The 13124-nt window shown below is 56.5% G+C and carries 14 protein-coding genes; 5 read left to right on the top strand and 9 right to left on the bottom strand.

Annotated elements, in window-relative coordinates; genetic code table 11:
* Positions 1-100: 100 nt before the first annotated feature.
* The 4 genes from SE86_RS04800 to SE86_RS07905 all read right to left on the bottom strand — a co-directional run bounded on the left by SE86_RS04800 (position 101) and on the right by SE86_RS07905 (position 3186).
* Complete coding sequence (locus SE86_RS04800; RefSeq protein WP_117354510.1) at positions 101-424, bottom strand: hypothetical protein; 324 nt, start codon at positions 422-424, stop codon at positions 101-103.
* Positions 425-447: 23 nt separating this feature from the next.
* Complete coding sequence (locus SE86_RS04795) at positions 448-798, bottom strand: hypothetical protein (RefSeq protein WP_117354509.1); 351 nt, start codon at positions 796-798, stop codon at positions 448-450.
* A 31-nt stretch (positions 799-829) separates the two neighbouring features.
* Positions 830-1720, bottom strand: coding sequence for a hypothetical protein (locus tag SE86_RS04790; protein WP_117354508.1), 891 nt, complete (start codon positions 1718-1720; stop codon positions 830-832).
* A gap of 521 nt (positions 1721-2241) precedes the next feature.
* Positions 2242-3186: a hypothetical protein gene (locus tag SE86_RS07905; protein ID WP_148666779.1), complete on the bottom strand. Its 945-nt coding sequence runs from the start codon at positions 3184-3186 to the stop codon at positions 2242-2244.
* A gap of 788 nt (positions 3187-3974) precedes the next feature.
* Between SE86_RS07905 and SE86_RS04780 the strand changes: the two genes are divergently transcribed.
* Positions 3975-4295 (top strand): hypothetical protein, encoded by a 321-nt coding sequence (locus SE86_RS04780; RefSeq protein ID WP_158543128.1) that lies wholly within the window; start codon positions 3975-3977, stop codon positions 4293-4295.
* A 75-nt stretch (positions 4296-4370) separates the two neighbouring features.
* On the opposite strand, the gene SE86_RS04775 is transcribed toward SE86_RS04780, so the two are convergent.
* Positions 4371-4985, bottom strand: coding sequence for a hypothetical protein (locus SE86_RS04775; protein WP_117354505.1), 615 nt, complete (start codon positions 4983-4985; stop codon positions 4371-4373).
* A 180-nt stretch (positions 4986-5165) separates the two neighbouring features.
* On the opposite strand from SE86_RS04775, the gene SE86_RS04770 reads away from it, so the two are divergent.
* The 3 genes from SE86_RS04770 (at position 5166) to SE86_RS04760 (ending at position 7124) form a co-directional block, all read left to right on the top strand.
* A complete protein-coding gene (locus tag SE86_RS04770) occupies positions 5166-5498 on the top strand; it encodes a hypothetical protein (RefSeq protein ID WP_117354504.1) in 333 nt (110 codons plus the stop codon).
* 14 nt (positions 5499-5512) lie between these two features.
* Positions 5513-5923 carry a hypothetical protein gene (locus SE86_RS04765; RefSeq protein WP_148666777.1) on the top strand — a complete coding sequence of 137 codons (411 nt, stop codon included), beginning with the start codon at positions 5513-5515 and terminating at the stop codon, positions 5921-5923.
* A gap of 337 nt (positions 5924-6260) precedes the next feature.
* Complete coding sequence (locus tag SE86_RS04760) at positions 6261-7124, top strand: ATP-binding protein (protein ID WP_211096491.1); 864 nt, start codon at positions 6261-6263, stop codon at positions 7122-7124.
* Positions 7125-7504: 380 nt separating this feature from the next.
* Here SE86_RS04760 and SE86_RS04750 read toward each other — a convergent pair whose 3' ends face one another.
* The 4 genes from SE86_RS04750 to SE86_RS04735 all read right to left on the bottom strand — a co-directional run bounded on the left by SE86_RS04750 (position 7505) and on the right by SE86_RS04735 (position 10922).
* Positions 7505-7771, bottom strand: a complete 267-nt coding sequence (locus tag SE86_RS04750; protein ID WP_117354501.1) for a hypothetical protein — start codon at positions 7769-7771, stop codon at positions 7505-7507.
* Positions 7768-8400, bottom strand: coding sequence for a hypothetical protein (locus SE86_RS04745; protein ID WP_117354500.1), 633 nt, complete (start codon positions 8398-8400; stop codon positions 7768-7770). The genes SE86_RS04750 and SE86_RS04745 overlap by 4 nt, the downstream gene beginning before the upstream one ends.
* Positions 8401-8751: 351 nt before the next feature.
* Positions 8752-9990: a radical SAM protein gene (locus SE86_RS04740; protein ID WP_117354499.1), complete on the bottom strand. Its 1239-nt coding sequence runs from the start codon at positions 9988-9990 to the stop codon at positions 8752-8754.
* A complete protein-coding gene (locus tag SE86_RS04735) occupies positions 9990-10922 on the bottom strand; it encodes a prenyltransferase (RefSeq protein WP_117354498.1) in 933 nt (310 codons plus the stop codon). Before SE86_RS04735 ends, SE86_RS04740 begins: the two co-directional genes overlap by 1 nt.
* A 311-nt stretch (positions 10923-11233) precedes the next feature.
* On the opposite strand from SE86_RS04735, the gene SE86_RS04730 reads away from it, so the two are divergent.
* Positions 11234-13069: an APC family permease gene (locus SE86_RS04730; RefSeq protein ID WP_117354497.1), complete on the top strand. Its 1836-nt coding sequence runs from the start codon at positions 11234-11236 to the stop codon at positions 13067-13069.
* Positions 13070-13124 lie beyond the last annotated feature (55 nt).

Below are 13124 nucleotides of genomic sequence, written 5' to 3'. Positions count from 1 at the left end.
AAGATCAGAGCTAAGATGACCTGTCCCGTGCGAAGGGCCCTGCTTACGTCCTAAGCCAGCGCTTAAGGATTCGCTTAGGAGAAGTGCCTTATGACAGCTATCACTTCTTGACCACAACCTTGACCAGGACCCTTCTCCTCCTAAGCCTCGTGAGGCCCGTGTAGCTGAAGACGAGGCCTAGCGAGTCCCACAGGAACATCAGAAAGCCCGTTGCAGCTATATTCGTGGAGCTGAGCAGGAGCCCAGCTATTGCCGCCAGGGGGTGCCCCGGCGCCTTAGCGAAGCCATCGTAGACGGCGGGTATGAAGGTCACCAGGAAGGGCACGGTCATCATGAGGCCCCCGGCTATGAGGAGAGGGCTTAGGAGGAGGACGCCGAGCCTGAAGAGGCTCAGGCCCAGGAGCGTGAAGCCCAGGGCGGCCACCAGGAGGGCGACCTTGAAGAGCGTTACGTCGCAGCCCTGCCCTCCGAGGCGTCAAGGAGGATAAGCGACATGGCAGTAGCTATGAGCCCTCCGCCAGCCAGACCAAGCCAGCCCCTCTCATGAAAGCCCCTGAGGCCGCCGCCTAGGCTTCCAAGGGCCACGACAGTGAGCACTAGCAGGACTAGGAGCACATCGGGCATGCAGACGCCTATCTCCCGCGCGGCGCCCGTAGCCATATAGGTTGTGAAGAAGCCGCTCATGAAGAAGTAGAAGGGTATCATTGCGAAGAGGATTATGCTGAGCTTAAGCAGGCCTGCGGCCCACGGCTTGGGCTCACGCCTCCCCTCTGCCTTATGCGGCGTATGATCCCTCACCGTGTGTTATAAATGTCGCCGTTCCCCTAATTTACCCTTTATTTTCCTGTGTTTGTTCCCGTGAGCATACGAGGTGTATAAAGTCTCTAATTAACGTTAGTAACATCAGCAGAAACGCGAGAGACGCCAGTAAGCCTAGTCCTGAACCAAAGTAAAACGAGTCTCCTAATATATAGCTAGCTCTCGTGCTGGGGGTTAGCGACATAGGTATCAGGTAAAATGAATATACATATATAAATAGAATGCTCATAAAGGTCGCGAATAGGAGCACTCTAACTTCCTTAAGCATCTCAAGCCATGCAGATGTGCAGCTGGATTCCAGCGAGCCTCTGACCGCCGTGCTCACGCTCCACTGGCTCAGGCCCAGAAGTATTGATGCAGAGATCGGTACGATCATAGAGAAGGCGCTCAAGAGAGGCTGTAATTGTATGGAGAGACCTGAAACTCTAGTTATTAAGTTGAATATTATGTTAAAGAGTCCGATAAACTCTATTATGTAAGAGGCCAAAAATAATCGTAAGATTAAATCCGGGTCCCTGGTCAGCCTCGCAAGCCTGTTTGATAAAGTGCTACCGGGCTGGCGTGAAGGGGTTGACGTTTGCTCATTGGAGCTCCCTAGGGCTTTTACAGTAACGCCCCTCTTCAAGTTAAGGAGCACTGCGTCGTGAAGAATAGAGATCAAACTAGTGTCAACATTGAGCCCATGTAGAAAGGCATAGAAAAGTAAGACGAACGACGTAAATTGTGTAAGCGCATTAAGCGCACGGGATGGAGAAGAACTGGACAGAGCTGATACTGTTAAGCTAACGATCGCTAGTATCAGCGTGTGAAGGCGCTGTCTTCCAGCCTTGTAGAAATTATCTGATAGCTTCTTTAGCTCATTTTCCACGCCCTTCTCTGTATTACCGTTAACGTCCGTCACATTTACAGCTAGAGCTAAGCTTCAGGCTATTAACGTTATGGAAAGTGTGTACCGCTGGCTATCGAAAGCACCTAAGTAAGATAGAGCCCAAATTGAAGACCTGAGAAGACGGTTAATGAGGTCAGTCGTCAGTTTGGTGTTAAGGTCTTACGCGATTGCAGCCTTGATTTGATTGGAAGAGTTAATAATGACATCACCTGAGGTCAGCATTGGTTGAGGGAAAGCGCAAAGGTCACCATGAGATCCTGGCTAGCCTGTTCTCATTATCAATAGTTGGATCTCAAAACGAGTGCAACAAGTAAGCTTTTACCTGATGACGTTAATGACGCCTTTGTATGTGGTGATCTCACAATAAACTGGCCTATGGAAAAGAGCGTTTTGTAAGGGGTCTTTAAGGCCATTGATCATAGAAAGTCTACGCTATCTTGAGTCTGCTCATATTGTCATGATCAATAGAGCTGAAAGGCTATTGAGACAACTGTTGTGAAGACATATCACTTATGGCAGGGGGAGGAATCATATTATCGGAAGAATGACAAGAGGAGGAAGAATGGTATCATCGTTAGAATCGCCACAATTAATTGTAGCCTGAAGAACTCTTCTTTATGCTTAGCCAGCTGACACAGATAGTAGTGGTATGCTGTCGATAATGCATAAGCAAACGGTATCGCGCCAACTATTGAAGCAAGGGTCAATAAAATCTCGAAGCTCCTTGAACTAAATCCAGGAAGACATAAAAGGTATTGCGTGCTAGAGGCCATAGCTACGAACACTAATAATGAAAATATGCTTATATAAAAGAGGCCACTATATACTGCATTCCATAAGTTCTTATCATCTTCATAGCTATATCTTCGCAGCGGCATTTCTGTTATGAAGGTAAGAAGCGCAGCGACTATTGTTAGATAAAGGGTCACGAACTGCAGGTTAGAACTTATAATTGATGTTGCGAGAGCAAACAATACAACAGGGTACGACAGCATAAAGTTGACACCAAAGGAACCGATAATGTATAAGGAGGTTTTTAGAAAGTCTTTAATTCCTAGTATTGCTTCTCTATGACAGGCGAAATCTATGGAATTATTTAATGAAGCTAATGCTGAAGACCAGAAATATAAGAGGAACAGAACTATAGTTGTACCGATTCCTGCTGCAAAGACGGCAGATGATGCGTAGAATGCTAGTATCGCGGTTCCTAGCGACGCATTTTCACCAGATTTTGCAGCCGCATGTAAACTGACCGAAGCGCTGCCATTAGAGGCATTTTTATAAATTAGGCCTTGGCAATACGGAGGCTTAGGGACTGCTGATATTGATCCCCCTTCTATCAGAGGAATAATGTAAAAATCTATTAAAAATAATAAAAGAAGTATTAAAATCGAAATAAGTGCAATTTTTAAGATATTTTCAATAATTTGATCCTTCTTTACGCTTAGATGGCTGTGACTCTTGTGATGGCGGTACAAGCGGATATGATATTAATGCTACAAAAGTTACTAAAATAACCAAAGCCAAGCCAAGCTGCTGATGCCATAATAAGGGAAAGACCTTGAATATTAAGTACTTAAATATTAAGTAAAGGTACCACGCTGCATAGAATAAGTAAGAAGAACATATAATAAAACATATAATAAAAGCAAGAGCAATAACAAGAGCGATAAACGCTTTCTTTTGATTTACAATGTATCTATAAATTCTTTGGCCAAGCTTTTTAAGGCTTTGGCTGGTCACTTTCACAAAATTTGTACCTCCTCTTTATGCTCTTTAAAACGTTTAATATATCTTATTTAGACCTTATCAAGTGCTACGCTCTTGCGCTCCTCTCCTACAGGGGGTAATACTCTGAAAACTCTGCACTTGTAACCCTCTTGGCGTAGTTAATACCTAGCCCCATACATTTTAACTTAAGCTTTAGGATGGCTTCATGACGCTCATAGGCAAAATCCCGAGAGCATGCGCTAACGCGAACTCGCGTTGAGAGGCCCTTTCTTTAAAAGGGGCAGGTAGCCTAATGTAAATGACGAGATGACGCTCCTTTACCATAAAGAGTACGAAGCTGACGGAGGTCCTAGCATTTGAACCTATGGCGCACGGTGAAGTTCAGCGGCATAGAGGGGTCTCCTATGACGGACTTAGGACAAGGATAAGGGGATGAGGTGATGGAGAGAGCGTCCATCTGCGCTACCTAAAAATGACCTGGTGGTAGCGTTACGTCTTAAAAACTCTGGACGTTAAAAGGCCTGTGGGAAAGAGGATGGCTGTAGAGTTTGAGAATTGGGAGGAGGAAATGATGAAGAAGATCAAAGAGAAGGCAATGAAGATCCTGACGGAGTCTAAGGCCTGCGTAGACCTCCCCGATGATTTGAAGGAGTACGTGGTGAAGGCGTGCGAGAGTTGCTTAGGGCAGAGATCCAAAGCTGATCCAGGTGAGGTGCAGAAGTGCCTGTCACAAGCAGTTAAGCTGGCAGAGACGCGTCTGAATGATATTCTCAAGCAGCAGCTTGAGCAGTGCCTGGATGTCGTGTTAAAGGACCTGTCAAAGGCCTGTAGTGGCTATGAGGACGAGGCCTGGTGACCTAGGGCCGCGCTCTCAACCCCTGAGGCCTTTGCCCAGCCCTTAGCCCTGGCGACCTCGTCGATTATGCTGGGCTCACCAGGGGTTAGGCAGGGCAGCGAAGATTTCAGAGGCGTCGACCTCCTTGCCGTAGACGTCCTTCAGCGCCTTCTCATAGGCCTCACGGGCCTTGTCGCGGCAGAAGAACTTAACGAAGGCGGCCGACAGGGGGACCTTGACCTCCCTGCCGTCCTGGGTCCTTATAGTGATTGCGAAGCCTTCAAGCCCCTTGGCTATGGCCAGCTTGGCTATGGCGTCGCAGTCGCCCCCTAGCCCGTACTTAGCTATATGTCTGGCCAGCTTTGCAGTTGGGCTCGCTATCAGCCCTAGAAAGCCCACCCACTCAAGGTAGGACCTGAGGCGCTCCTCAACGCGCTCGTAGAGCGGGGACCTCCAGGAGCCCCTGAGGCTTGAGGTCCGCTCCCTGTACCTTTCAAGTCTGCGGAGCGCCTCTGAAATAGCCTGGTCTTCCGGGCGCCCCTCTAGCCTGTACTCGGTGTAGAACTCCAGAAGCTTCTTATACTCATCAGGACTGCTCACAGTGCTGTCCACTATCTCCTTGAAGTCCCTGAGGAGCTCAGGCTCATAGATTCTCGTAGAGATCTTAAGCCTGTAGTTATCAAAGGGGGAGCGCTTCCTTCTGCTAGTCAACGTCTCCACGTTAAATTGGCGGCCAAGGGCCCTATTATTTCTTCCGCTCTCAAAACTCTAGAGATTGACGTCCGCGGCCTTCAGCCCCTGCCTCATAATGTGATAGGGACGCTCTAAGGAATTATCTTGCCTTACTTTAACGTTTTAGACGCGCTCAGCCCCTGTAAAGTATGACCGCCTGTGGCAGACTATGAGCGTTCTCCCTCAGAAGAGGCCTACGAGGTCGCCACGCAGGTTGAGTGCCTGCTCAAGGACTCAAAGGTCCCCTGGCCTCAGTTAGTGGCTGTCATGAGGTACGCCTGCAGGTACCTGCGTGATCATGGCAGGTTTGACATCGCTGACAAGGTGGCCCTTGAGGCCGTGATAAGGGGTTCCCCAGAGTTCAAGGAGGCGGCGCCCTACGCCAAGGAGCTGGCGGAGGCCGTCTACAAGGTCTGCGGGCAGGGGCAGTCGCCCGAGCTGAAGCCCTGCGCAGCGAGCCCCAGCTGGGCCGCGGCGAGCGTTCACCCTTAAGTGAAGAGGTGGAGATGACGGCTGCGCGGCTCGCAACGGAATACCTAGTGAAGATGGGCTATTCTGTAGTTATGAAGTACAGGAGGGGGCCCGGGCCCTACGACATGGTCGTCTCCAAGGACTGCGAGCGATATACGGTGGAGGTGAAGGGCAGGAGGGTGCCAAAGGGCAGGTGGGACGAGAGGCTGTGCATGAGCATATCGTTCACTGAGAATGAGGTGCAGTACCTTGATAGCAGACGGTACCGGCACATTATCTGCATAGTATACATAGGCGACGAGGGCCAGCGCGAGGTGAACTGCGTGACGCCCGACGAGTTCGAGAAGAGGTGGAAAAGGGTCCATGACGTTAACGCGGAGAGGGAGGGCAGACACGTTTTCCGCAGCAGGGGCTGCGGGCGTGAGGCCGTGAACCTTGACGAGTAAGCTTATGGAGTGAGACTATGTGGCCCTGAGAACTATGACCTCAGCGATATCAGCTTTTCTACGCAAATTTGCGTGGAAGACCTGAGGCGTCGGCCTGGAGCCCAAAGGACTTTAAGGTGAGGGCCTTCATCACTTCCCCTAGCGCCTGAGCCCTAAGTTAGGTCCTTCCTAAAGCCTGTGATCTACACGTCAACATTAGCTGGCCTTACACGCGGCAGAGGAGGCGAAAGCCTGTCACGCTTGGGGTACCCCAAAATGTTTGGGGTACCCTAATGTTATTCAGTCCTGAGCCAAAGACGAGGAGGGAGGACCTCTACGACTTGACTGCGAGCTCTCAGTGCTGGTAAGCGCCCTGAGGGCCGAGAGGCTCACCCTGGTCACCGGCCTCAGGAGGACCGGCAAGACGTCCCTCCTAAGGGTGGCCCTGGGCGAGGCCGGCATTACCCACCTCTACGTTGACGTTAGGCTAAGCCTCTACGCGGGCTACAGGGACATAGCTGAGGTCTTCGCCAGGTCCCTCGAGGACCTACTCAGGAGGGAGCCCTCCCTTGCCGACAGGCTGAGGGAGGCCCTCAGGGGCCTGGGCGGCCTCGAGGTCTCCCTGGGCCCACCAAGCGTCAGGGTGACCTTCAGGGGGAGGGGGAGGCTGAGCCTCCCGGACCTCTTCACCAGGCTTAACGACCTGGGCGAGCCCATAGTGGTAGCAGTTGACGAGGCCCAGGAGCTCAGGAAGGCTAACTGGCTGAGGTTCGACAGGCTGTTCGCCTACGCCTACGACGGCCTGCCCAACGTAAGGCTTGTCCTCACAGGCTCCCAGTTCGGCCTCCTCTACGACTTCCTTGGCCTCGAGGACCCGCGGGCCCCCCTCTTCGGCAGGGCGTTCCGGGAGGTGAGAACCAGGAGGCTGAGCCCTGACGAGGCCCTCGACTTCCTTGAGAGGGGGTTCAGCGAGGCAGGCGTGAGGTGCCCAGGGGACCTCATGGAGAAAGCGGTTGACGCCTTCGACGGCATAATAGGCTGGCTCACCTACTTCGGGCACCTCTACGTAACCGGCGGCCTGAGGGACCTCGATGACGTTATTAGGGCGGCCTCATCGCTCGCCCTGGAGGAGCTCAGGAACCTCATCTCATCGCTCAGGAGCCCGAGGTACGCGGTGATACTGAGGGCCCTCGCGGAGGGCAGGGCCCCTGGGCGGCCATAAGGAGGAGGCTTGAGGACCACGAGGGCAGGGGCCTGAACCCAGCCACGGTGTCCCAGCTCATAGGGACCCTTGTAAAGCTTGGAGTTGTTGAGGAGGTGAACGGCGAGTACACAATAGCTGACCCCGTCTACAGGCTGGCGGCCTCAAGGCTGTGAGGTTGACAGGGCCCTCTGAGGAGCGCCGAGGCGTCCTCCGCAGGGAGTCCTTGAACCCCTAGAGGTCCGGTTTATGCCCTTCGCCCTGGCCAGCTGCCGTGAGAGGGCGCCTACCATAGCGGTCAGCGTTAGCCCTCCTGCGTACCTGTCATAGTCAGCCCTGTCAACAGGTTCCCACTTAAACTTGAGCGGAGGGCTCCCCTCATTGGCTGGCCCCCTCACTGGTCACAGTCGCTCATAGGCCGTCTCCCTGGGACTTAGGTAAAGTAGGTCTATCACGCAGGGCTTCTTGTCAGAGAATATGATCCTCCACTTCCCTACCCTCGTCGCCTTAAGCCCCCTCAATGGTCCCCTGAGGGGCTTCCAGAAGGCCTGCCCCTGCAGGAGCTCCTCGACCCTCTTCCTTACCCTCTCCTTGACCTCGTCCTCAAGCTTCCTGAAGGTCTTCTCGAAGCTTTCACGCACTACCGCCTCGTGCTTATATGCGCTCAACTCAGGACCCTCTTCAGGTCATCGGGGCCCCTTATGACGCCTACAACGCCCTGCCGCTCGCTCTCAGAGCCCTCAACAATGAGCCTGAAGGTCAGCGTGAAGGCCTCCAGGTCCTCGGCCACCTTGTTAAGGGCCCTGCCGACGCTCACTAGCTCCTCGGGCGACCTGGCCTCAAGGGCAGCCATGAGGAGGAGGAAAGTGGATAGGTAGGTCACCAGGTACTCATGAGCGTCCTCAGGGTACTCCCGCACAAAGTAAGCCATGGCGGAGGCGTACCTCGCTAGGTTCTCCCTGAACTGCTTGAGCTTCCACATATCGTGCTCCTCTATGACCTCCAGGGACTCGGTTACGTCAACCCCCAAGTCCCTGAACCTCTCCTGGTAAAGCCTAAGCTGTTCTGACAGCTCTTCGGGGGTCAGGGCCACGGCCGCCATAGAGACCACTGACAAGTACAGCATGGTCTCCTCGTCGGCCAGCATCTTCGCGGCAACGTCCCTGGCGCGGTCAGGTGCCCCAAGGACCTCATCTACATACCGCCTGAGAGGGTCAGGCAGCTGGCCCAAGCTGGCAGTAGCTGACTTCGGCTGTGAGAGCGGCGCGGCCAGCAGCTGTTGAGAAAGGACTACCATGTGCGCTCACTTCCACATCTATGCCAGGGCTTTTCCCCTCGGACTCCTATTTCCCCCGAATCCCCCTAAGTGCCTAAACCCCTGAGTACCTAAAGTGCCTTTGTTCCCTTATCCATACATAACCATATATCCACGGTATTCAAATGGAGGTCTGCACCAGGGCAAAGGTATTAGGGGAAGGTATTGGGGGCCCCTTAAAGTTATGGACAGGGCGCTGAGCCTCGCCCAGGGCTTCGCAGGCGCGGCCCCCTTAGGCAGCTGGTAGGCCTCTTCATGGGCGAGCGACGGAGGACGTCGGCCCAGAGCCCACCCCTCAGCTGGCGCACCTGACACGGCCATGGACTCGCCTTGCTATGGGCCGATGGCGGCAGCCGCTCTGCCCTGCGCGGCCTCCTCAGCCCTGACGTTCACGAGGGGGCACATGGGGTCTGAGGCGAACAGGTCGCCGGTCAGCGCAAACGCCCTCGCCCTGCAGCCGCCGCAGACGTCCCTGAACCTGCAGGTGGAGCAGGGCCCCTTCAGGTTGTCCCTGTCCCTGAGCGCCCTGAAGACGGGGCTATTCCTCCATATCTCCAGTGCTGACTGGCTGCGCAGGTTCCCCGCCTTTATGGGCACGAAAGCGCACGGCCAGACGTCGCCGTTCGGCTTTACGTAGAACATCCCGCCGCCCGCGCTGCACCCCCTGAGGAAGTTGGAGTACACCCTCAGCGCTGGGGAGTCCTTCACCAGGTAGGCAAAGTACTCCGGCAGCCCCACCGGTATGATGACCGGCTTTACCTCCCTCTGTATCCTCTTAACCCTCTCCATCACCTGGAGGAGCTCCTCGCGGCTGAGCAGCAGCTTCCTCAGGGCCTCGCCCCTCCCCGCTGGCAGCAGCTGGTAGAGGAAGACCACGTAGGCGCCGAGCCTGTCGGCGAGCCTTATCAGGTCCTCCAGCTGGTTGAGGTTAAGCTTCGAGAGCGTTATGTTTATGTGAATGTAGAGCCCCTCGTCGGCCGCGTTCTCTATCCCCTCCAGGGCCCTTTTGAAGGCCCCCGGGACGCCGCGGTACTGGTCGTGCTGCCTGGGGTCCACAAAGTCAATGCTCGCCGCTATCCCCTCTACCCCGAGGTCCCTCAGCCTCCTCGCGACGGCCTTAGTTATGAGCGTGGCGTTGGTGGCTATTAGGACGCTGAAGCCGAGCCTCTTGGCGTAGGCTATGAGCTCATATATGTCAGGCCTCACCAGGGGCTCCCCTCCACTGAAGACGAGGGTGCGGAACTCCGGCACCTCAGCGAGCTTCCTTATGACGTCCTTCGCCCCCTCCGTGTCGAGCTCGTCAGGGAGGGGCCTTCCTCCCCTGGCGTGACAGTGTATGCACCTCAGGTTGCAGGCGGCGGTCACCTCGTAGACCGGGTGAATTGGCATGCCGAAGCAGCCGAAGCCGAGGGCCCCAGCAGCGGTCCTCAGCATGAGCCCTGCCTTAGGGAGCCACCTGTCAAGGCCAGGCCAGCCGGTCAGCCTCTTAAAGGCCATGAGGCTCGCTACCTGCCTCAGCACAAGCGAGGGGGGATCGTAGAAGGGCCTCACGTGGGGCTCCTTAACCCCCATTAGATCCACCTCGCCATCGCGAGGCCGAGAGACAGGAGGAGCGTTGACAGCACGAAGACCGCTATAGTTCCGCTCATTGACGGGACCAGCCCCTTAGGGCTGTCCATGTTCCTCCTGGCGTTCGCGACCGCCCTCACAGCCATGGGGGTCGTGAGCAGGGCGAGCAGGGCGTAGACGGGGAAGAGCCTCAGGGCGACCCCTGCCACGACGACAGCGTAGCCCAGGGCGAAGAGCCAGGGATAGACCAGCAAGGCCCTCCTCTTGCCGAGCCTCGCCACCATGTTCCTCTTGCCCACGGCCCTGTCGGCCTCGTAGTCAGGGAACTCGTTTATCCAGATGACCGCCGTGATCAGGAGGCCCGGGACCAGCGACGCCAGGACTGCAGTAACCCCCAAGCGCCCCGTCTGGACGAGGTAGCTGCCCAGCGTTATCAGGGGGCCGAAGCTCAGCCCTATCATGAGCTCGCCGAGGCCCCGGTAGGCGAACTTGAGGGGAGGCGCCGTATAGCCGAGGGCCGCCACGAGCCCCACGGCCGTTAGGAGGAGTACCAGCGACCCCCTGGCCAAGGCCAGGTAGAGCCCCACGGCGGCCGTTGCCGCTGCGGCGGCCAGGCCCGCCTGGAAGACCCTCTCCGGGTTCAGCAGACCTGATGGCAGGACCCTGCTGCCGGAGTTGAAGGGGGTCACGTGCATCTCATCAACTACGAGGTCGACGCCGCTCCTGAAGTCAAAGTACTCGTTGAAGGTGTAGGACCCTATCATGGCTGCTATTATGCCAAGCATTGTGAGCGCGAAGAGGAGCGGGCTGAACAACCCTTCAAGGTAGTAGGCCAGGGCGAAGCCGAGGATCACGGGCGGTATGCCGGCCGCAAAGAACTTGACCCTTATAACGTTAGCCCAGGCGCGGACCCTCTCAAGGGCACCGTCGCTCATAGGGTCCACCTTTCTCCACAACCATTAAGTGGTGGTGATCCTTGCCACTTTTAAATTTACTTGCCTCGCTTTAAGTTAGTTAGAGGGTCCTTGGCAGTGAGCGCTGGCCGCGACGGATAACTACGGCAATGCCCGCGCTGTAAACTGGGGGTTTACATCGCGAGCGCCACTAATAGTTTGGGACACCGTCAGCCCCCTTGGGGGACGCGTCTTATAATAATACATAATTACACGATAATTATGTAATTATCAGATAATTATTAAACATGATATTTTAGTTTACTGTTATGGCTGTCAGCGGGGCCTAACCCATGGCTGAGGACCTGGGCCTTAAGGCTGACGGGGAGCTGAGGAGGGCGCTGGACAGGAGGCACCTCCTCTTCATCTCAATGGGCGAGGCCATAGGGGCCAGCTGGCTCTTCGCCCCCCTCTACGCCGCCTCATACGCAGGGGGCGCTGCCCTGCTGGCGTGGCTAATAGCGGGCGCCCTCGTGCTACTCATAGCCTTCACCAACGCTGAGGTAGCCTCGGCAATACCTAAGTCAGGGGGCCTCGTTAGGTACCCACACTACGCCTTCGGCGGGTTCGTCGGCTTCATCACGGCGTGGGCCTACCTGCTCTCCAAGGTCGCCGTGCCCTCAGCTGGGGCCCTTACAGCCACGCGGTACCTCTCCTTCTTCTTCCCGCAGCTTTACAACGCTACTACCGGCAAGCTAACCCCCCTGGGCTACCTCGTGGCCTACCTGTTCCTGGCGCTCTTCGTCTACATCAACTACGTGGGCGTTGCCGTCGTGGGTGAGACAGTCTACTGGATCGGCTGGCTGAAGCTCGCAGTACTCACGCTTACGGCCGCGGCCATGATAGCCCTCGCCTTCGTCCCCTCCAACTTCACGGCTGGAGGGGGCTTCGTGCCCACGGGCGGCACCGCCCCCTACACAGGCTGGGCGGCCGTCTTCTACGCGATACCCTCCGCTGGGGTCGCGTTCGCCTACCTGGGCTTCAGGCAGGCCATAGAGTACGGGGGTGAGGGCAAGGACCCAAGCAGGGACGTGCCCTTCGCCGTTATCATGGCCATACTGATAGCCATGTCCATGTACGTCCTGCTCCAGGTGGCCTTCATAGGGGCCATACACTGGAACGTCATAGGAGTTAACGAGGGCGCCTGGTCTGCCCTTAGGAAGTCCATCTCGAAGGCGCCCCTGCTCCAGCTCTTCGAGTCCCTTAAGTACGTAGTCCCGGGCATGGTCGCCTTCATAACTACGTGGCTTGCCGTCATAATGGTCGGCGCGGTCCTCTCGCAGGCCGGCGCCGGCTTCGTGTCGACGGGCGGCGCGGTGAGGGCCCTCTACGGCATGGCTGCCAACGGCTACCTGCCGGGGCGGTTCCTCGAGCTGAGCGATACGAGGGTGCCTAAGTGGTCGCTCCTCATGATGTTCTTAGTTGGCGCCCTCTACCTGCTGCCCTTCCCCACGTGGCAGTCCATAGTGGCCTTCTCGACGGCCGCCAGGGTGCTCTCCTACGTTGTGGTCGGGGGCGTCACGGCGCACGCGCTGAGGCGGGTGGCCCCTGACCTCAACAGGCCCTTCAGGCTAAGCGCCATGTCGGTGCTGGCCCCAGCGGCCACGGCGGCCGCCTCACTGATAGTCTACTGGTCAGGCTTCCGCGTGGTCTCAGAGCTCTCCATCGTCGTCCTCGCCGGGCTGCCCATCTACTTCGGCTACTACGCCCACAGGAGGCTTAAGGCGGGCCTGGGGCCCTCGTTCCTGGCAGGCCTGGGCGAGGCGGCAGCGGCCTCCCTGGCCTTCGCGTACCTCTACGCCGCCACGGGGGGCCTCGGCAGGCCTGACGACGCGGCCCTCTGGGCCTACGTCGCCGTGACCGCCGCCACGGCCTACGGCAGCGTGGCCATTGCTTACGGGCTGGGCGCGGAACCCCTGAGGACAGAGCTCAGGGCGGGCCTGTGGCTGCCGGCCTACGTCATAGTGATAACGGCGCTCTCCTACTACGGGGTGTTCGGGCCGCGCGGCCTCATACCGTTCCCGTGGGACACAGTGATAGCAGTAGTCGTGACGCTTGCCTTCCACTACTGGGCAGTCCTCAGCGCCTTCAGGACTAAGGCAATAGACCAGGCGCTGGGAAGGGCCTAGGCCCGCTGCGCTGTCCCCGGGCGAGGCGGAGTTCAACTCCAAGGAGTTCCTGAGG

This window comes from Acidilobus sp. 7A, assembly GCF_003431325.1.
Lineage (GTDB): Archaea > Thermoproteota > Thermoprotei_A > Sulfolobales > Acidilobaceae > Acidilobus.
Note: the sequence above shows the minus strand (reverse complement) of the source record. Positions and strands in the feature narration are given on the sequence as shown.

Excerpts from the sequence above, each read along its gene's own strand:
- SE86_RS04740 (WP_117354499.1), bottom strand. The coding sequence starts at position 9,990 with ATGGGGGTTAAGGAGCCCCACGTGAGGCCCTTCTACGATCCCCCCTCG.
- SE86_RS04745 (WP_117354500.1), bottom strand. The coding sequence starts at position 8,400 with ATGGTAGTCCTTTCTCAACAGCTGCTGGCCGCGCCGCTCTCACAGCCG.
- SE86_RS04730 (WP_117354497.1), top strand. The coding sequence starts at position 11,234 with ATGGCTGAGGACCTGGGCCTTAAGGCTGACGGGGAGCTGAGGAGGGCG.
- SE86_RS04780 (WP_158543128.1), top strand. The coding sequence starts at position 3,975 with ATGGCTGTAGAGTTTGAGAATTGGGAGGAGGAAATGATGAAGAAGATC.
- SE86_RS04765 (WP_148666777.1), top strand. The coding sequence starts at position 5,513 with ATGACGGCTGCGCGGCTCGCAACGGAATACCTAGTGAAGATGGGCTAT.
- SE86_RS04735 (WP_117354498.1), bottom strand. The coding sequence starts at position 10,922 with ATGAGCGACGGTGCCCTTGAGAGGGTCCGCGCCTGGGCTAACGTTATA.